The organism is Psychrobacter sp. AOP7-B1-25, from assembly GCF_052376195.1.
Lineage (GTDB): Bacteria > Pseudomonadota > Gammaproteobacteria > Pseudomonadales > Moraxellaceae > Psychrobacter.
The window spans coordinates 78,669-96,807 of the sequence record NZ_JBQSVK010000006.1; the positions used below are offsets into that span (position 1 = coordinate 78,669).

Genomic DNA, 18,139 nt, shown 5'->3' on the forward strand with positions numbered 1-18,139 from the left:
CTAGGTGGTTTTAATCCGTACGTTAGAATTTACCAAACCTCAAGTTGCCCAAATCTACCTAGGAAGCCTTAGACACACTGATCCCTGCTGTCAATCCCGTACACTTAAACTTGGGAGATTTTAATCAGACAACTGGCGGAAGTTTTTTAGGGTATACCCTAGCGAACCAGTCAAGTGCTTTCACTGGTTCGGTTCCCTAGTGAGGACTTGAATTTTAGACTGTGAGCCATTGGTATCAGTACTCTAATCCATTTATATGAACTCAGTGTACATGGCAGTGTACTTTTAAATATCAAATATCGAGTGTGCCCCAAGAAATTGGAGGATAAAGATGAGAGAAATATTTTTTATTTTAGCAAGCCTTGTAGTAGTAGGTTGTACAACAACCCCTGTAGCAAACCCACCTGAACCATTGACAGTGATAAAACCTGTTCAAGAGATCATAGAGCCTGAGCAAAAAACTAATATTTATTATTATGATGTTGATCAAAACCGTCCTGCTCAACCAGCGGCAGTAGTAAGTGGTAAGTTTGAGTGGAAGGATGGTTGTCTTTATTTAGTAGATAATAATGGAGAGTATATGACACCCTTATTTCCTAAATATCCAAAAGGCTTAGTAAAGTGGGATGAATCTACTAAAATAATAAATCTTGATGGACATATTTTTAACATGGGGGATCCTATCTATACCAACGGTGGATATCAGGATTATGTCCCTAACTCAGTTGGTGATGCAGAATATGAGAAGCAAGGCAACACAAAATGTTTAGCACCCACTCAGGTAAAAGTGGGGACTATGAGTTTGGGGAATAAATAACTTAGTACTGAGCCATTATGTTATGGAGAATAAAAAATGCAAAAGAGCTTATTAGCGTTAGCAAGCCTGTTTTTAGTAGGTTGTACGACAGCTCCTGTAGCTACTTCAGTTGAATCAGTGGTAGTGATAAAGCCTGTTCAAGAAGTCGTAGAGCCTGAGCCAAAAACCAGCATTTTTACTTATTATGTTGACCCCATTCATCAATCTCAAGCTGCCTCAATAGTAAGAGGTAATTTCGTCTGGAGAGACCACTGTCTTTATTTAATTGGCAGTGATCGTAAATTTTATACCGCAGCATTCCCTGAGTTTCCAAAAGGCATCGTTACTTGGGATGAAGCCACCAAAACACTAAATCTTAATGGTCGTATTTTTAACATGGGGGACTATATAAGCACAAATGGTTCATACAAACGCTATGCCCCCAACACAGTGGGGGGTGCAGAATATGAAAAACAAGGTGATAAAAAATGCTTAACGCCATCTATTGCAAAGATAGGTACTTTTTTCGATTAAAAACAAATAAAGTATACCCTAGCGGAACCAGCTATTTCACCCTTCAAACCTATTAACAGACCACTTAAAACAGACTGATATAATGGAACCACTTATAACAGACTATTTTAGGTGTTTATGTTTATCAGAGCGTATCTACGAGCGTCAACCAAAGAACAAGACGCTAAACGTGCCAAAAGCGAACTCATAGCATTTGCCAACGATCATGGCCACAAAATTGCTGCCTTCTATGTCGAAAATGAATCAGGAGCTATCTTGGCGCGACCAAAACTTATGCAGCTGATTGAAGATGCTCATAAGGGCGATGTGATCTTAGTTGAGCAAATTGATCGCTTGGCACGTTTGAATCAAGCTGACTGGGATACGCTTAAAAGAATGCTGTCAGAAAAAAAGCTCTCTATCGTATCAAAAGAGCTGCCGACCTCATATATGGCGCTTCAATCTGAAAGCAGCACTGAATTTATGAGCAGTGTATTGCAGGCCATTAACTCGATGATGCTGGATATGCTCGCAGCCATTGCTCGAAAAGATTATGAGGATCGCCGTAACCGTCAGATGCAAGGGATTGCTCGTGCTAAGGCAGAAGGTAAGTATTCAGGACGCAGGAAAGATATGGAGAAGCGTAAGATTATTGCCAGTCTGCTCAAATCAGGTCATAGCTATTCTGATATTCAAAAAATGACCAAGTGCTCACGGCATCTAATCGCTGATGTAGCTAAGGAAAGACCAAAAATGCTCAGTACTCATTAAGTGGTTCCACTACAGCAGTCTACTATGAGTAGTCTATTAATTGATTAATGAGCCTTTTTAGATAGTTCCGCTGGGATATATCTAAATTACAGCTAAAATTCATTTAAGAAACTTTAGGATTTAAACGCTCAAGATAGGATTTACGGCAAGGACTAGAAGCTGTCCAAGAGACCTGCACGGTCAATAAGTTGCTTCTACCTTTACCTATTGTCGTGTAATCGTTAATTTCATGATTAATAACAAGTCGATATTTACCATAGCAATAATCATACTCACCATACTCTTTCAAATTATTTTTAGTCCAGATATCTTGATCAGAAACATTTTGCATTAATTGGTCAAGTGTTTTCTGTGTTGGATCGCGATATTCCTTTATAGCAGATCGCACCACTAATTTTGATGTTTCATCGTTACGTTCTGCAGGAGGAAGTCCTTTAGTTACGTCATCTAATAATAACGTGACTTCCTCCATTGACGGTCTGTCTTCTCTTGTTGGTATTGTACCGCCAAATCCTAAATCACCTTCTGTATAAAAAGTCCACCAGATTAGTAAAAAAAATGATATCACTATTGTAATAAAGACAGTCCTTATAATAGAAACGATATTTTTCATTTCGTTATGCCCAATGCGTTCAGTATTTTCCGCCGCTTTTCCCCAGAAACTTTAACCATGTTGCCGCCACTCATTCCATCGTAAAAACCATGATAAATCAATACAATCTATTGTTTTACAGGAACAGTGCCAGTTAGATAAAGGTTTTAAATTCTATCCTAGAGGCATTAATAATGACCATCCGACAGTATGCTTTGTTGAGTTAAAGAATAGACCAGGCTGTCAATCAGCTCGTTAAGTTAATCAAAAGGTTGAGTGTCATGCTCAACCTTTTTTGCTAAATTGAAAAGAGATAAAATCTTGTTCAGTACACTCAAAAGTACACCGAGAAAGACCATCAATCAATATTAATTTCTTAATCAATAACATACGTGCTGACCTCAAGTCCTCACTAGGGAACCGAACCAGTGAATGAGCCTGATTGGTTCACAATAGGTATACCCTCATTGAGATAGTTCCTACTAAAGCTTATTTACCTGCCCTAAGAACAATATAGCATCGGTTTTATTGTCTTTAATCATAAATATAAACGGATGATTAGCCTCAAACTCAGCGTTGTATGAAGCAGACGTCACATCTATAACAATGGCTGTAGCCGCAGCCGCTACCGTACCTTTCTCATCAACCTCAACCACCGCTTTATGAATAACAGAGTCCACTACTAACGGCAATCTTTCATTGAATAAGCTGAAATCAGCATGGCTGTCAAATGCTATCGGCATACCCATCTTGGTCAGTAGCGACTCCATCTGATAATTTTCTTCTAATTTAAATTTCGGTAAATATAAGGAAATTTCTTTTTTCTCTAACGTTTCAGTCCATCGGCTAACTTGAGTAGTATTTAAATTCTTAACTAGATTTTGCATAGCAACAGCATCTTTTGATTTTGGTAAGACTACTAGCATCGATAACTCATCGCCCTTGTAGGGTAATTGCAGGACTTGTACTTGCTCATCTTCTACATAACCGAAAGTATCTGTCTCATACATCATATTGATATCAGTCGTTGTGCCATCAAGATTATAAAAAGGTTGAACCCAATTTCTGACTGAAAGCGGCTTTTTCCAATCACCTTTAAAATAGACCGCATTGGTCAATACCGTAGCAGTGCTAGGATCAATACTACCACTTGGTAGCAGCTCAAGAATCATCTGCTTGGTATGTTTGGCAATAGTCTTATTGATAGTCTGACGTGATGGCTCGGGACTGTTCTTGAAATCAAGATTGGTGACTTGACCGCCATAATAACGTTTTACGGTATCCAAATAAGTTTGATTGGGACTCAAGCCTTGACGCATCCACAAGTCATTAACCGTGCTTAACTCATGATTTGGATTGGGTTTATTAAATTGATTGTATAGCGCTGCGCTATTGGGGTTAAGGATAGCTGATGTCGGATAATGAAAGGTCTTTTGAATTTGTTGCTTCGTTTCCCCTTCTGCTGCGGTATAGAGCATTGCCATTGCAGTAGACAAGCTATAGGGTGAGAAAAAGACGTTTTTATTCAACTGATTTGGCTGCTTATTTATTTGCTGATATAGCTCAATGGCAAACTGGTTGTTGGCACTAACCACTTGAGAGATACCATCTGCTGTCGAAGCAGAGTCGTCAGCGGCGATATATTTGTTTTCAGTCTTTGGCGGCGAAGCGTTCTCAGTCTTGCTTGCTATAGGTTTATTATCCACCACTTGCGTCGGTTGCTTATCAACAAGACTGCTATTGCAACCGCTCATGGCGATTAAGCTGCCCAAAGCAAACATACCCATAATGAGCTTACTTGTAGACTTTTCATAAACGTATTGATTATTACCTTTCACGATTTTGTATCCTTTCAAAACTCGAATGATATTCTAAGTATATATAAAGGTTTGGCTGAATCCAGTAAACATATGCTAATACTAATTGGAGCATATCTATGAGCACAATATTTAACTACAAAGAAAATAGCGAAATGGATTTGGTATCTATTAAAAACCTGAGCTATCGTTAAAGCTTCATATAAGCTATACCGACTCTTAGTCCTAATTAAAGGTCTTGTTCAACTCTAAGTGTGGGTATGTAATATAACGTAGGTACATATTTTTTGAGCGTAATAAATATTAGATGGATACTATGAAAAAACTTACACTTGTTCTACCCTTACTAGTAATGATTAGCATCTCAACACATGCAAATTCTAATAACGAAAGTTTTAAAATAGCAACAGTTAAGACGATGTATGACGATGCTATCAGAGCAGCACTTTATAAAGATTCTAGAGCTGATGATCTAGATACCGTATTCGCATATTCAGACAGAGAGCTACAAAACGCGATTGCATTGATCCAATCTGATGCACTCAGTAGATATGAAGGATATGAATACGAAATTTCAAACTGTAGTGATATGCGTTACATACCTAAACTAACTGTAGGTAATGCTTACTCTATCGAAGATGTATCAGAAGTAAGCTATCAACTTCTTAATAATGGTAAAGTAAGAGCAAGTCTTATGGTTCAAGGAAACGAAAATATTAATTCAGCTGATTTCGTGGATTATAAAGATTTTGAGTTAACTTGCCAGAATGCAATATGTAAGATTACAGATGTTTATGACTCTTTTGGTAACTCAGCTAAGTTTTCTGCCAATCAAGCTTGTAGATAATGTGACTTTTTACTCTTTCAAAGCTTACTAGGAGTCCTCAAAAAGCATAAAGCATGTTTACGAGGTAGTGTTCAAAATTCTGTGTCATTCCCCTAAACTATGTAAAAAAGCCGCTAATTTTAGCGGCTTTTTTTGTGGGTATTTGGCTGTGGATAAGCCTATTGATAAGGGAAGTTATCCGTGATCATATTCCTACCAAGCTGTGATCATATTCCTACCGACTGAGGACTTTTCCAAACTCTGTACAACTAGAATTATCCCCGCAAGTCTCTGTTTCAATTGTAAATATTATTCTTATGCTGTAGAAAAAAGCGACTTTATCAAATTAAAATGTAGTGCTCGCAATGCTTGTACATTATGTAAATTAGCAAAACATGCATCTACGTATACTCAATAAAATTCAGAGGAGCAATAGACACTTTAAGAACAGCATGCGTTCCTGCGTCATTTAGTATTTTTAACTTTTTACGCCTGTAGGCTCCAACTGTAAATCCTCGATCTTAGGTTGTTATTAGTAAGGCAGAGGCATAGCTTTTGAAACCATTTTTCTTTATATTGTCACTTAGACAGGCTGGGCATTTGATGTATAGTGTCATTTGCATTTCACTATTTATCAATTTCTCAGCCTGTTTTTTTCCAGCCTACTTTTTGAACCGCCACCCGGATATAAATGTAGCTATGAATAAAACAACTTTTAAAATATCGAAGATGGACTGCCCTTCGGAGGAAAACCTAATCCGAATGAAATTAGAGGGCCACTCGAATATTGAACATCTTGAGTTCGACATTCCTAACCGTCAATTAACTGTGTTTCATAATGACAATATAGAAGGGATAGAGACTGCTATTCATGACCTAAAATTAGGAGACACCCTACTCTCGACCGAAACCATTGACCCCTCTGATCCCAACAATAATTTTAAAATTGATGCTGACTCTAGTCACAAAAAAGATGCTGAGCAAAGAAAGCTACTATGGATAGTGCTGGTCATTAACTTTGCTTTCTTTATTATTGAAATGAGCACGGGACTGATTTCTCGTTCAATGGGGTTGGTCGCCGACAGCTTAGATATGTTAGCAGATAGCTTCGTGTACGGAATTAGCTTATTTGCGGTCGGTGGAACGGTCATTAAGAAAAAACGAATTGCCAGAATTGCCGGATATTTTCAAATTACGCTAGCGATTCTTGGTTTTTTAGAAGTACTAAGACGTTTCTTTGGCAATGAGCAGTTACCTGACTTTTCTACCATGATAGTCATATCGATTCTTGCGCTAATTGCAAACTCGATTTGCCTCTATTTACTACAAAAATCGAAAAGCAAAGAAGAAGCCCATATGCAAGCCAGTATGATTTTCACTTCAAACGATGTGATTATCAATTTAGGGGTAATTGTTGCAGGGATTTTGGTTAATTGGTTACACTCTAGTACGCCTGATTTGATTATTGGTAGCATCGTATTTGCTTTAGTTATTCAGGGCGCCTTTAGAATATTGAAGTTGAGTAAGTAGCCAAGCCTAATAACTGAAGCAAATAGCTCAAGTAAGTAGCTTAATTAAACCGCTAAGTGTAAAGTAACTGGGTTTGAAGCAAATAAACATCATAAGGATATGAGACCTCAAGCAATGATTGAACAAACTTTAAATCTAGTCACCACCAAAGACCATCAGCAAGTTGCCGTTTGGCGAATAATAGATGATGAAGTCTTTGATAAGAATCTGGTGGTGGTCAACTAATTTAGGACACTAATAAAATTCAAACCTACATCGCCATTACTTATAACCCTGAGTCGAGAACGGATAATAATTATAAGCGTTGGGGCAACTTTTATGACCGCCAAGATCTGTTAGTAGGTGACGAGTTGGTGGAGTGTATGTAACAATGGCAATTCTATGGTTATGGGCTGTTGATGGTATTCGACCAACGACATGGGACATATTAGGTACAGCAGTGGCACTTCTAGGTATGGCTATTATTATGTTTGCACCGCGCAATACATAGGATACGGTTGTTTTAACCATCACGTGCTAAAAACTCCAATAGAGTGGGAACATTCTCTCTAGCACTGCGTCCAGCACCAATCAGAGTGGCAGAACCTGGGCTTGCCCAGTCACCATAACCAAATAACCATAACCGAGGCTCCTTGACCGCTTGCCCATCTTTAACTTGCACTTTTCCATCAGCTTCTAAGACATTTAAAGGTGCTAGATGGTCAAGATTTGGTTCAAACCCAGTACACCAAATAACGGCATCTATCGTTTCTTCACTACCATCAGCCCAAATGACGCCTTGTTGAGTAAATTGGCTGAACATAGGTACTGAATGTAAGATACCTTTGTCACGTGCCGCCTTGACGGGAGGCACCATGACGATATCACCGATACCGCCCTCAGGATCACCATTATTGCTGCCAGTAATACGTGCTGTTGCTCTTTCAAACAGGACACGTCCATCGACATCATCGTCTAAAAACAATGGGGGCTCACGTGTTACCCAGCTGGCGTTAGCCACTTCAGCCAGCTCCGCATAGATTTGTGCACCTGAATTACCACCACCTACTACCAATACGCGCTTATTTCTGTAGGCGTCTGGGCCTTCATAATGCGCGGAGTGGCATTGCTCCCCAAGATACGCTTGCTGACCTTTGATAGAAGGAATTATAGGATTGCTCCAGGTTCCCGTTGCGCTCACGACGGTTTTTGCCAACCATGTAAAACTTCCATCAGTCACCCGTAAGCAATTGTTTTCATCATCACGCTGTACGCTTTGGACTTGATAAGGTCGGTAGATTGGTAACTTATAATGTTCTTCGTAGTCAGCAAGGTAATGGATGACCTCGTCTCTATGGGGATACTCTCCATCTTTTGCTTTTGGCATCAAGCGACCTGGCAAGGAGCTCATAAGAGCAGGAGAAAATAGGCGTAACGATGGCCAAGTATGCTGCCACGCGCCGCCACTTTGGTCTTGATTGTCAAGAATGATGAAGTCAAGTTTCGCACGTCTCAGATAGTAGCCAACGGCTAAACCGGCTTGACCACCGCCGATAATGATGGTGTCGAATACTTTAATTGACATAATGCTCCTTAGTGTCTGCTACCAGAAAAATCGGTGGTGTTCTAAAAAGTATTCTGGCATCAGACATAGCCATAATTGACATAGAAGAATACCAAATCAAACACCTTAAAGTGGTTATCAAACTTCTTTGAGAAGCAGCAGGTCTTTCGAACGGCTCGTCGCAATCGGTGCCTAAGGCGACAGTTATTACCTTCTATGCCTACCGTATGCTGCTTGCCGATTTGTTTCTTGTCAGGCTTGAATGCGGTTATAAAGCTATCCCAGTTATCCATGCTAATAGAGCCATAGCTGACTTTCAGTTGTTTAAGACGGGCTCTTAGCTTCTTAGCTGTTTTCAGGTCACGTTTGCCCCAGACATAAGCGACAATCTCATTGGTAGCGCGGTCATAAGCATAAATAAGCCAAACTTTACGCTTCTTGCGATACACGTAAGTCCAAAACTCATCAACCTCTAAGCGTTCATAATAGCGCTTCTTAGGCGCAATCTTATAAACAGATGAGCCTATGGTGCTAAGCACTTTACCAATGCTAACTGAGGCTATAATAGCAATGTCTCTGACGCCACAGCCTCTCACTGTCATTAGCTGTATTTTATCTTCTATTCTAGAGTGACAGCCGTTATAAGTTAGGGCATGATCGCCAAGAAACTGGCGTTTGCAGTCCTTACATTGATAGTTCTGCTTGCCATAGCTTTTTTTGCCGTGTATCGAAAAACTGGGACTGTGACAGTCGGGGCAATTGATCTGTATTTGTGTCTTCATAACCTCAAATATATCATCTTGCTTCGGCTGTCACCCTTCTTTTATTACTCCAGCATACTTTTTGATACACCACCCTTTTTTTATCTTTTTTTGAGCGCTTATCCCGAACTGGGGTTAGATAACTTTGTCCTTATTAAAAGGATTGAAATTGAAGTTCTCTCTTGACAATAAAATGGCTAAATAAAACGTCTTTATCATAAATCTAATCGGCGCAATCTTAGCGCGTTACCAATGACCGATACTGACGATAAACTCATCGCTGCCGCCGCTATCATCGGGCTAAGCAATAATCCAAACGCTGGGTATAGCACGCCTGCGGCAATCGGTACGCCAATCGCGTTATAGACAAAAGCGAAAAATAAGTTTTGTCTGATATTGCGCATGGTCGCGTGGCTGAGCTTATGGGCTTTGGCAATACCCATTAAGTCGCCTTTTAATAACGTCACCCCTGCGCTCTCCATGGCCACGTCCGTACCTGTACCCATAGCAATACCGACATTCGCCTGCGCCAGTGCTGGCGCGTCGTTGATGCCATCACCTGCCATCGCTACCAATTTACCGTGGTCTTGCATCTCTTTGACAATACGGTTTTTGTCCTCTGGTGACACATCGGCATGCACTTCATCAATGCCCAATTTACTCGCGACGGCCTGCGCAGTTTTTTCGTTATCGCCTGTTAGCATGACGACTTTTAGCCCTGCCTTGTGTAGCAGTTCTATGGCATCAGCAGTACTCGGCTTAATCGGATCAGCGACCGAAACCAAACCAGCTGCTTTACCATCTATAGCGACAAACATTACCGTTTCGCCGTCTTTTCTACGGACGTCAGCTTTAGCGGATAGCTCCTGATCAAAACTGTTTAAGCGCTCCATCAGCTTTGAGTTACCGATGGCAACTTGTTTGCCGTTTACTACCGCTTGTACACCCTCGCCCGTGGTTGAATTAAAGTCATGGGCTTTAGCAATGGTCAGCGATTTATCCTGAGCAGCTCTCACGATAGCCTCTGCTAAAGGATGCTCGCTTGCGCTTTCTACCGCAGCAACCAATGCCAAAAACTCGTCTTCATTTTGACCTGCCAGCGCATCAATTGCGGTAAGTGCAGGTTTACCAGCGGTTAGCGTGCCTGTTTTATCGACAACGATGGTATCGACTTTTTCCATCGTCTCTAAGGCTTCAGCGTTTTTGATAAGCACGCCGTTTTGCGCGCCCATGCCCGTACCGACCATGATTGACATGGGCGTCGCCAGCCCAAGCGCACAGGGACAGGCGATGATAAGTACCGCAATCGCATTAACCATGGCATAAGCCATTGCTGGTTCAGGGCCAAATAACGCCCAGACTATAAAGGTGATGATAGAGGCGATAATGACAATAGGCACAAACCAGCCTGCCACTTGGTCAACCAAACGCTGTATGGGCGCGCGGCTACGCTGGGCATCGGCAACCATTTGTACGATTTTGGACAATACCGAATCTGCGCCAACATTGACCGCTTCAACCAATAACGTCCCTGTACCATTTACCGTGCCGCCAGTCACAGTATCGCCCTGCTCTTTAGATACTGGCATCGGCTCACCCGTTACCATGGATTCATCGACGCTACTACTGCCATCGATTACCGTGCCGTCTACGGGTAATTTCTCGCCAGGTCTGACGCGCAACTTATCGCCGCTGACGACTTCATCAAGTGAAACCTCTGTCTCTTCGCCGTTTTCATTGACGCGTCTTGCTGTCGGCGGAGCGAGCTCAAGCAACGCCCGAATGGCCCCTGACGTCTGACTTCTGGCTTTGAGCTCAAGCACTTGACCAAGCAGTACTAAAGTCGTGATTACCGCTGCTGCTTCGTAATAAACGCCGACTTGTCCAGCGCTATCTCTAAAGCTATCTGGGAATATACTGGGAAAGAAAGTTGCCACAATACTAAAACCGTAAGCTGCGCCGACGCCAAGCGCAATCAAGGTAAACATATTTAGATTGCGGCTTTTAATAGACTGCCAACCACGTACAAAAAAGGGTGCTGCGCCCCAAACGACAACGGGAGTCGCCAGTACCAATTGTATGATTTGACCAAGTTGCCCTGAGATATCAAACGAGCCAATTTGATCGAGATTTATCCCAACCATATCGCTCATGGCATAAATGAATAGCGGTAAGGTCAGCAGCGTACATATCCAAAAGCGCCGCGTCATATCGTCGAGCTCTTCGGTATCTTCTTCACCTATGGCGACCGTTTCTGGCTCGAGTGCCATACCGCAAATCGGACAGCCACTATTTCTAACGTCTCTGACCTCAGGATGCATCGGACAAGTATAAACTGTGCCATCGTAATCTTCGGGCACTTTGTCGTATTTACCGCCTTTGACCGACTTGACTTCAACGCTGCTTTCGTTACTCCCGTGACAATGCGTCTGGTTGTGTTCATGGTTATGATTGTTTTCATGGTGATGATTTTGATGACTTTGATAATTGTCACTGTGGTTATGCTCCACGTGGCTTGCGCCATCTATCTCGTCTTCAGGCTGCAAAAACATACCGCATATCGGGCAATCACTTTTTTCAACATCTCTGACTTCAGGATGCATCGGGCAAATATAGACCGTACCGTTATAATTTTCTGGCACTTTGTCGTATTTGCCACCTTTGATCGTTTTTTTATCAACCGTATGTTTCATAAAATCCTTCCTTGAAGACGCTAAGCGCAGATGACAAGCAAAGCTTCTGCTCACTTATCATCAACTCTTGGCTATATCATCAACCTTTAACCAATGTTTCTAACTTTTACTTATTACGTAGGTACTTAAGCAGCCCCATAATCGTCAGTATCAGCACTATAAAAATCAGTAGCATAAACAATCCATAAACGAGAGACCCGCCCTAGCCCATAGCGTGCATTATGAGAATCATTACAGGCTCTCCTTATTTCATTACTTTATAATTAGTCATCATAGAGCGATACAGGACAAAAGTCACCTTTTCAGCTATAGCTGGGCGTTGGCACTATCAATCTCAGCATATACCGCTGTGCTACCGTCTTTATTGATTTGCATCACTTGATAGGGTGTAAATTTATTTTGGTACTCCATCCCGGGGCTACCCATCGGCATACCGGGTACGGCAAGGCCAATAGCTTCGCTTGGCGGATTGGCTAAAAACTGGGCTATATATTTGGCAGGCACATGACCTTCGAATACATAACCATCGGTCGTGACCGCCGTGTGACAAGAGCGCATATTGCTCGGAACACCATAGCGTTCTTTAAAAACTGCTAAGTCGGCGACATCTTGTCCCGTCGCAGTCATACCGTGATGTTCGGCATGGCTAATCCACTCTTTACAGCAGCCACAATTGGCATCTTTATAAACCGTCGCAGAGACGTTTCTCAGCGCATCACTGTTACTGCTAGCGCTCGGAGTCACCGTTTTAGGCGTTTGGACTTTTGAATTCTGGCTGTCTGTTGCCGTCTCTACAGTCGCTGTGGTTGCAGCAGTGGTATTGGTTTCGCTACAAGCAAATAACGACGATGTCACTGTCAGTAGGATAAGCGCACCAAACAATTTATGCTGCTTAAAAGTTAAGTTATGGTTATAAGGTTTCATACATACCCTCTCGTCATTTATTGTTTAATGTCGCATGTGATATTTATAATCAAAAAGAGCTGTCTTTCATTTTTAAATTTGGAGCAATACGTTAAGCGTTTGACCCGATATTACGACACTATCATCATACATGCATGATACATGAAGCCTTCTGACTAACAGATGACGTTAAGATTACAATATTGTCATTCTCCCACTTTGAAATTTTCACAGATAATTTATTTGACAATTTTTAAGAAGAAACAAAAGGGCAGTACTAAAAACAATCGTAAGCATCCGACCATCCCATCTTTCCCTCACTTAAAAAATACGAGATAGTGTCCATGAACAAATAATCGTGGACACTAACATGACAACACAATGCTTCATTGTAGGCTAGATAGGTGTTGTATAATGATTGACGCTACTGATTTGACAAGCCAGTAATGGCATAAAGATGAAAAAAAGGTTTTTTGATGATAATATATACCTCAGCTGAATTTATAACGATGCTATGCAAGGCTGGATGTTAAGTAACATTTTGATACAATTAATTATGGGAAAAATCCCGTTATCTGCCTTGCCTCCAACACTGTGGCGCTGTTGGTCTATTTGATGGTCTAATATGTATTTAGACTATTTTAATTATAAGTAAATCAAGAACTTACATATAAAGTTAGACTTCCTCCTTCACCGCCAATCTTATTCTGCTCAAGCAAAACCTAGTTCTCCTATCTTATACTACCCTTATTAAAACTTCCCTGAACTATTTAATAGTAGGACTTTAAGTCTAGACTCATTCTCTACTGCTGCCTGAAATATTCCTGTGTAACCTCAATTCCTAATCGAATAACATATTAATTGACCGAACTAAAAGATTCGTGCTATGAGCTGAGAGTGACTCATACAAAGGTTATAACGCAAGATAACTATCTGCTCTTCTGTAGGATTAAACAATAAAAAACCCCAGTTTATAAACTAGGGTTTTTTATTGTCTTTAAATACCAATCTGAGTTTTAGAGCATAGCTTGCGCAATCATTGCTGATCCGATAAACGTACCTGTAAAGGTCAAGACCGCAACAATAGCAATTTTAAAGCCAGACTTCTTAAACAGGTCAACTTCCACTTGCGAAATAGCAAAACCAGCGTAAGCAAGTACTGGCGTTAATAATTGCAATACGCCCAGTTTGGCAGTTTCTTCTAAAACATAAGCGTTAAATGGAAACTGTGGTAGAGAGATTAAAATGGCTACAATAGATATCCAAGCAATCGCAGGTACATTGACTGGAATAAAGCGTTTTAACAGCATACCAATCACACAACATGCAAATAAAATGAGCATGGCAGGTAGTGCTGATAATGGGTTTACACCTTGCCCTACCCAGTTGCTCAGTAGCAAGACCACACAAATCACAGCTAATAGAATAAAAGACTGCATGATAGACAGACTGGCAGGCTCTTCCATGACTGCATCAAGATTGGTTTCTGTCGTAGCAACAGTCTGTTGGTTCTTCTTAAACTTACTAACCACTTTATACAGAAACTCTGTAAAAGGCAGCGCCACAAATAAACTAACAAATAAACCAGTGGCGTACGTTAGCAGGTTAGAAGTCGCTGCAAATGCCGTAATCGTCTCTGCTTGAGCAGGCACTGTCTCTGCCAATGCTGCTGAACAAGCACCCATCATACTACCACTACCAATACCGCAAGCCATAGCAAGTGCGCGTACATCCATGACATCCATTGAGGCGATGATACCAGCCATTAATGAGAAGTAAATCGCACCAAATAAAGTACCCATGACATAGACGCCCATTACACCGATGCCTTCTGGACTTTGTAGCCCATATTTATCAGCAATCAAGGCGACGTTAGGTTCACGAGCAACGGAGTGCGTGGCACCGATGGCTTCTCGGCCCATACCAAAAATGAGCACTGCAACGGGTAGCGCAATCAGAACGGTCGCTACATTACCTAACTCTTGCAATAGTAGTGCTGGACCAGCGGCAATGATTTCTTCGATATTGGGACCAACACCGACACCAAATTTGGCAATGAAAGGCATAATACTTAATAGAATGGCATAACTGGCAAACTTGGCTCGTTTTTTAGTTATAACAGCCTTCATCGAGGGCACGACATTGGGGTTTAATACAATCGCAAAGATAAAGGCATAAAGTAATGGTAGTAAAACTAAAATACCGATGCCGATAGGAATTTTTATAATGCCTATCCATTCTGCTAATAACGACGCAGCGATCACTAATAAATGCAGCTTCCAATCAAGCAGGTGCTTCGTCATGGTAGGTGACAGCACGCTATTGTTGTTCATATAAATTCCCTTTGAGTTTGATAATGACTCTATTGATTGAACTTAGTCTGTTAAACTTTATCTCCTGATAATAAATGTTATTTATTCAGCGTTCTTTGGTAACTCTGACTTAACCAAAGAAACCCATACTTTGATACCTGTCTCGATAGCATCATCATTGAAGTCATAAGAGGCATTATGCAGCGGCTTAGAAGGTGTGCTGCCATCAACGCCCAACCAAAAATAGGCGCCTTTAACTACCTGACTCATAAATGAGAAATCTTCAGAAGCCATCGAAGGTTCTACATCAGTATTAACTTTATCGGCGCCAAGCGCCTTAGTAGCCGCTTCTTTAATCTCAAGGTAAGCCTGACTGTCATTGGTGGTTACTGGATAACGGATATGGTAATCCATCTCGCTTTTGACACCATATAAAGGTGGCAAGGTGGCAACCATTTCTGTGAGCACTTCTTGCATCGATTGGCGTACATCCATATCAAAGCTACGAACCGTACCTTTTAATATGGCGACATCTGGAATCACGTTGGTAGTGTCGCCGCTGTTCATTTGCGTCACGCTAATAACGCCCGACTGCAATGGCGAGACGCGTCGAGAGATAATAGATTGGATATTAGTGATTAGCGCAGCACCAGCAGCTATAGGATCGGCACCCAAATGCGGCATAGCAGCATGCGTGCCTTTGCCCGTTAATGTAATCTCAAAAGTATCAAAAGAAGCCATCATAGGGCCATTGTTTACAGCGATTTCCCCTACTGGCAGCCCAGGCCAGTTGTGTAAACCGTAGACAGCATCCATCGGAAACTTATCAAACAAACCATCATCAATCATGGCTTTGGCACCGCCCAATACCTCTTCTGCAGGTTGAAAAATAAAGTGAATAGTACCGCTAAACTCTTTATGTTGACTTAGGTGTTTTGCAGCTCCTAACAGAACAGAGGTATGACCATCGTGACCACAGGCGTGCATACAGTTTGCGTGAGTCGATTTATGCTCAACGTCGTTTTGTTCTGTGATTGGCAATGCGTCAATATCTGCTCTTATACCAATAGTAGGGCCTGCACCGTTCTTCAAAGTGCCAACCACACCAGTGCCGCCCAAGCCCTGATGAACTTCAATACCAAAAGATTGTAATTTATCTACGATAAATAAAGAGGTTTTAAATTCTTTGAATCCAAGCTCAGGCTGGCTGTGAATTTGTTTACGCCACTGTTTGACTTCATCTAATAATGCTTGATTAACTGACATTTATTTCTTCCTTTGAGAGTATGTATTGATATACCGTAATTGGCATTGATACGTGCTATCAACCTTTGGAAAGCGGAAAATCATCTAATATTTTTGCACTCTTTTATTTTTACCAAATAAATAAGCCACTTAAAGTGGCTTATTTATGACGTACTAGAGATAGATTTACTTGAACAACTATTGTAACCTATTTTCACACATTCGAATAAAGCCAAGCCATATTATCAGGCGCTGCTTTCATCTTTTTTTGAATAAATTTTTTTATCGTAGTGCACATTATAGATGTTTTTTCAGTCGGGCTTAGCAGTATCAAACTACCTTTCGATAACTAAATACTCTACTGCTTTTCATGTTATTAATAGCTCCTTTTACTTTATAACCCTTATACAGTAATACTTTTAGTTTTTATTTAACGTTTAATTTATCTTTATATCTATACTTGGCCTCATTCTTATTCAACATAAGAATGGAATAACAACAGAGTCTATGTGCTCGGCAGATGCCATTGTCCAAAAATTGGATTATAGTAGATATCGATAGTATTTTATTTAAATAAACTAAAGGATATAACGATGAAAACACTAGGAATGTGTATCGTAGCAGGACTCGGATTGAGTGCTTGTGCTACTGGTATGGGTGGCGTGACAACAGGTACGGCTAATCAAAATAACAACACTGATAAAGTGGTCACTCAATACCCAGTTGAGACTGCCATACTCAATATCTATACCAAACAACGTAGTGAAAAATTGGTCGCTACTGTCGATGGATATAGCGTAGCTGTCGACATTAAAACCACTCCAAAAGGTAACTCACGCTTTAATAATAAAATGGTACAAGGCGCAGAAGTCAGGACAATCAACACAGTGAATCAGCAGATCACAGATCAGTCAGTCGCTATCAATTATTTTACGCTAGATCCATTGGTATTCCATGGTTTTACGGATAGTACGGGGGAGTATTCAGTCGCTAACCAAACGACGAGTATCCCCAAGGTAGCTACTGTAGGCGACTCAAATCAACTCATCACTGAAAACGTATATGCTGACAGTAGTATGCGCCAAAAAACTGCTATTTATAATCAGGCATGGTCCCTCACCCGAAACACTAATGATACGGCGTGGCTCTGTATAGAAAACTCAAGCAACTTACTACTAAGCTTTGACCCAGCAGGCACTTCTTCAGAATGCTATAAGATAAATCCCAAAGGTGATATTTTGAGTAGTAAAGTGATACTCACTCAGCCTAATGAAAGTGGTATGTCCAAACCAATAATGTTTAATAGTCAGTAGCCTTTGCTCGATTAGGAACAACCAATAGTGTCATATAAGAACAAAAAAATAGCGCCTTAATTAGGCGCTATTTTTAGATGGTAAAATCGAGTTTTTACGAGCGACGGTCATGGTTGTTTTTGTCGTGGCTGTTTTTAGCATGGACATTTTTGGCTGTTGCTTTGTGTTTAGCAACTACTACCCGTGCTTTGTGATGTGATTTCGCTGCCTTAATTTTGGCTTGCTTATATTTATTACTCGCTTTATTGCTGCTGTATTTTTGATGCTGTACTTGAGCTGAATGATGCTTATCAAAATTAGGTGCAGCATTGGCTTGACCCACCATCGACAAACAAGCAGTAGCGGCTAAAATTGAGCTAACTAGTATTTTTTTCATTATTTTATTCCTCTGAATTTATATTTAGAGTAGTTATAGATAGTTCACTTAGTGTTGAATAAACTATCGTGATAAAGCTTTACTCTATCGACAAAGAGAATGATAAATGATTCTAGTATTAAGTAGCTTTATAAAACTTGAAGAAAGG

General features: G+C 40.8%; 15 protein-coding genes and 2 pseudogenes. 7 read left to right on the forward strand and 10 right to left on the reverse strand.

All coding sequences use genetic code 11. The features are described from left to right. Positions 1-331: 331 nt before the first annotated feature. From ACT3QR_RS07265 to ACT3QR_RS07275, 3 genes are all read left to right on the forward strand, one after another. On the forward strand, positions 332-817 hold the full coding sequence (locus tag ACT3QR_RS07265; RefSeq protein ID WP_444520688.1) for a hypothetical protein: 486 nt from the start codon (positions 332-334) through the stop codon (positions 815-817). A gap of 36 nt (positions 818-853) precedes the next feature. After that, on the forward strand, positions 854-1,330 hold the full coding sequence (locus ACT3QR_RS07270) for a hypothetical protein (protein ID WP_444520689.1): 477 nt from the start codon (positions 854-856) through the stop codon (positions 1,328-1,330). 117 nt (positions 1,331-1,447) lie between these two features. Then, the gene (locus tag ACT3QR_RS07275) at positions 1,448-2,080 is read left to right on the forward strand and encodes a recombinase family protein (RefSeq protein WP_443552619.1); all 633 of its coding nucleotides are present in this window, start codon (positions 1,448-1,450) and stop codon (positions 2,078-2,080) included. Positions 2,081-2,183: 103 nt separating this feature from the next. On the opposite strand, the gene ACT3QR_RS07280 is transcribed toward ACT3QR_RS07275, so the two are convergent. Both ACT3QR_RS07280 and ACT3QR_RS07285 read right to left on the reverse strand, forming a co-directional pair. Next, entirely contained in the window at positions 2,184-2,693 is a 510-nt protein-coding gene (locus ACT3QR_RS07280; protein ID WP_443552617.1) for a hypothetical protein, read from the reverse strand. 461 nt (positions 2,694-3,154) lie between these two features. After that, entirely contained in the window at positions 3,155-4,510 is a 1,356-nt protein-coding gene (locus ACT3QR_RS07285; protein WP_444520690.1) for a serpin family protein, read from the reverse strand. A 295-nt stretch (positions 4,511-4,805) separates the two neighbouring features. Between ACT3QR_RS07285 and ACT3QR_RS07290 the strand changes: the two genes are divergently transcribed. Next, positions 4,806-5,336: a hypothetical protein gene (locus tag ACT3QR_RS07290; RefSeq protein ID WP_367111850.1), complete on the forward strand. Its 531-nt coding sequence runs from the start codon at positions 4,806-4,808 to the stop codon at positions 5,334-5,336. 527 nt (positions 5,337-5,863) lie between these two features. Here ACT3QR_RS07290 and ACT3QR_RS07295 read toward each other — a convergent pair. Then, a pseudogene (locus ACT3QR_RS07295) lies at positions 5,864-5,938 on the reverse strand (IS1 family transposase); the annotation flags it as partial. Between the two features lie 76 nt (positions 5,939-6,014). On the opposite strand from ACT3QR_RS07295, the gene ACT3QR_RS07300 reads away from it, so the two are divergent. Together ACT3QR_RS07300 and ACT3QR_RS07305 are read left to right on the forward strand one after the other, a co-directional pair. After that, positions 6,015-6,845, forward strand: coding sequence for a cation transporter (locus ACT3QR_RS07300; RefSeq protein WP_444520691.1), 831 nt, complete (start codon positions 6,015-6,017; stop codon positions 6,843-6,845). A gap of 352 nt (positions 6,846-7,197) precedes the next feature. Beyond that, positions 7,198-7,335: pseudogene (locus ACT3QR_RS07305) on the forward strand (YnfA family protein); the annotation flags it as partial. A 12-nt stretch (positions 7,336-7,347) separates the two neighbouring features. Here ACT3QR_RS07305 and ACT3QR_RS07310 read toward each other — a convergent pair. The 6 genes from ACT3QR_RS07310 to ACT3QR_RS07335 form a co-directional block, all read right to left on the reverse strand. After that, positions 7,348-8,409 carry an ArsO family NAD(P)H-dependent flavin-containing monooxygenase gene (locus ACT3QR_RS07310; protein WP_444520692.1) on the reverse strand — a complete coding sequence of 354 codons (1,062 nt, stop codon included), beginning with the start codon at positions 8,407-8,409 and terminating at the stop codon, positions 7,348-7,350. Between the two features lie 59 nt (positions 8,410-8,468). Further along, complete coding sequence (locus ACT3QR_RS07315) at positions 8,469-9,170, reverse strand: IS1 family transposase (protein WP_444520693.1); 702 nt, start codon at positions 9,168-9,170, stop codon at positions 8,469-8,471. Positions 9,171-9,364: 194 nt separating this feature from the next. Beyond that, positions 9,365-11,842, reverse strand: coding sequence for a copper-transporting P-type ATPase (locus ACT3QR_RS07320; protein WP_443553110.1), 2,478 nt, complete (start codon positions 11,840-11,842; stop codon positions 9,365-9,367). Positions 11,843-12,148: 306 nt separating this feature from the next. Continuing rightward, positions 12,149-12,766 carry a DUF411 domain-containing protein gene (locus tag ACT3QR_RS07325; protein WP_443552821.1) on the reverse strand — a complete coding sequence of 206 codons (618 nt, stop codon included), beginning with the start codon at positions 12,764-12,766 and terminating at the stop codon, positions 12,149-12,151. A gap of 995 nt (positions 12,767-13,761) precedes the next feature. Continuing rightward, positions 13,762-15,078 (reverse strand): DUF3100 domain-containing protein, encoded by a 1,317-nt coding sequence (locus ACT3QR_RS07330; protein ID WP_444520694.1) that lies wholly within the window; start codon positions 15,076-15,078, stop codon positions 13,762-13,764. Positions 15,079-15,159: 81 nt separating this feature from the next. Continuing rightward, on the reverse strand, positions 15,160-16,323 hold the full coding sequence (locus tag ACT3QR_RS07335) for a M20 aminoacylase family protein (RefSeq protein ID WP_444520695.1): 1,164 nt from the start codon (positions 16,321-16,323) through the stop codon (positions 15,160-15,162). A gap of 572 nt (positions 16,324-16,895) precedes the next feature. Between ACT3QR_RS07335 and ACT3QR_RS07340 the strand changes: the two genes are divergently transcribed. Next, positions 16,896-17,615 (forward strand): hypothetical protein, encoded by a 720-nt coding sequence (locus tag ACT3QR_RS07340; RefSeq protein WP_444520696.1) that lies wholly within the window; start codon positions 16,896-16,898, stop codon positions 17,613-17,615. Positions 17,616-17,709: 94 nt separating this feature from the next. Here the strand turns inward: ACT3QR_RS07340 and ACT3QR_RS07345 are convergent, their stop codons facing one another. Continuing rightward, complete coding sequence (locus ACT3QR_RS07345) at positions 17,710-17,991, reverse strand: hypothetical protein (RefSeq protein ID WP_444520697.1); 282 nt, start codon at positions 17,989-17,991, stop codon at positions 17,710-17,712. Positions 17,992-18,139 lie beyond the last annotated feature (148 nt).

Coding starts and splice junctions, on each gene's coding strand:
- ACT3QR_RS07340 (WP_444520696.1), top strand. CDS start 16,896: ATGAAAACACTAGGAATGTGTATCGTAGCAGGACTCGGATTGAGTGCT.
- ACT3QR_RS07275 (WP_443552619.1), top strand. CDS start 1,448: ATGTTTATCAGAGCGTATCTACGAGCGTCAACCAAAGAACAAGACGCT.
- ACT3QR_RS07310 (WP_444520692.1), bottom strand. CDS start 8,409: ATGTCAATTAAAGTATTCGACACCATCATTATCGGCGGTGGTCAAGCC.
- ACT3QR_RS07320 (WP_443553110.1), bottom strand. CDS start 11,842: ATGAAACATACGGTTGATAAAAAAACGATCAAAGGTGGCAAATACGAC.
- ACT3QR_RS07315 (WP_444520693.1), bottom strand. CDS start 9,170: ATGAAGACACAAATACAGATCAATTGCCCCGACTGTCACAGTCCCAGT.
- ACT3QR_RS07325 (WP_443552821.1), bottom strand. CDS start 12,766: ATGAAACCTTATAACCATAACTTAACTTTTAAGCAGCATAAATTGTTT.
- ACT3QR_RS07265 (WP_444520688.1), top strand. CDS start 332: ATGAGAGAAATATTTTTTATTTTAGCAAGCCTTGTAGTAGTAGGTTGT.
- ACT3QR_RS07345 (WP_444520697.1), bottom strand. CDS start 17,991: ATGAAAAAAATACTAGTTAGCTCAATTTTAGCCGCTACTGCTTGTTTG.
- ACT3QR_RS07270 (WP_444520689.1), top strand. CDS start 854: ATGCAAAAGAGCTTATTAGCGTTAGCAAGCCTGTTTTTAGTAGGTTGT.
- ACT3QR_RS07330 (WP_444520694.1), bottom strand. CDS start 15,078: ATGAACAACAATAGCGTGCTGTCACCTACCATGACGAAGCACCTGCTT.
- ACT3QR_RS07300 (WP_444520691.1), top strand. CDS start 6,015: ATGAATAAAACAACTTTTAAAATATCGAAGATGGACTGCCCTTCGGAG.
- ACT3QR_RS07290 (WP_367111850.1), top strand. CDS start 4,806: ATGAAAAAACTTACACTTGTTCTACCCTTACTAGTAATGATTAGCATC.
- ACT3QR_RS07280 (WP_443552617.1), bottom strand. CDS start 2,693: ATGAAAAATATCGTTTCTATTATAAGGACTGTCTTTATTACAATAGTG.
- ACT3QR_RS07335 (WP_444520695.1), bottom strand. CDS start 16,323: ATGTCAGTTAATCAAGCATTATTAGATGAAGTCAAACAGTGGCGTAAA.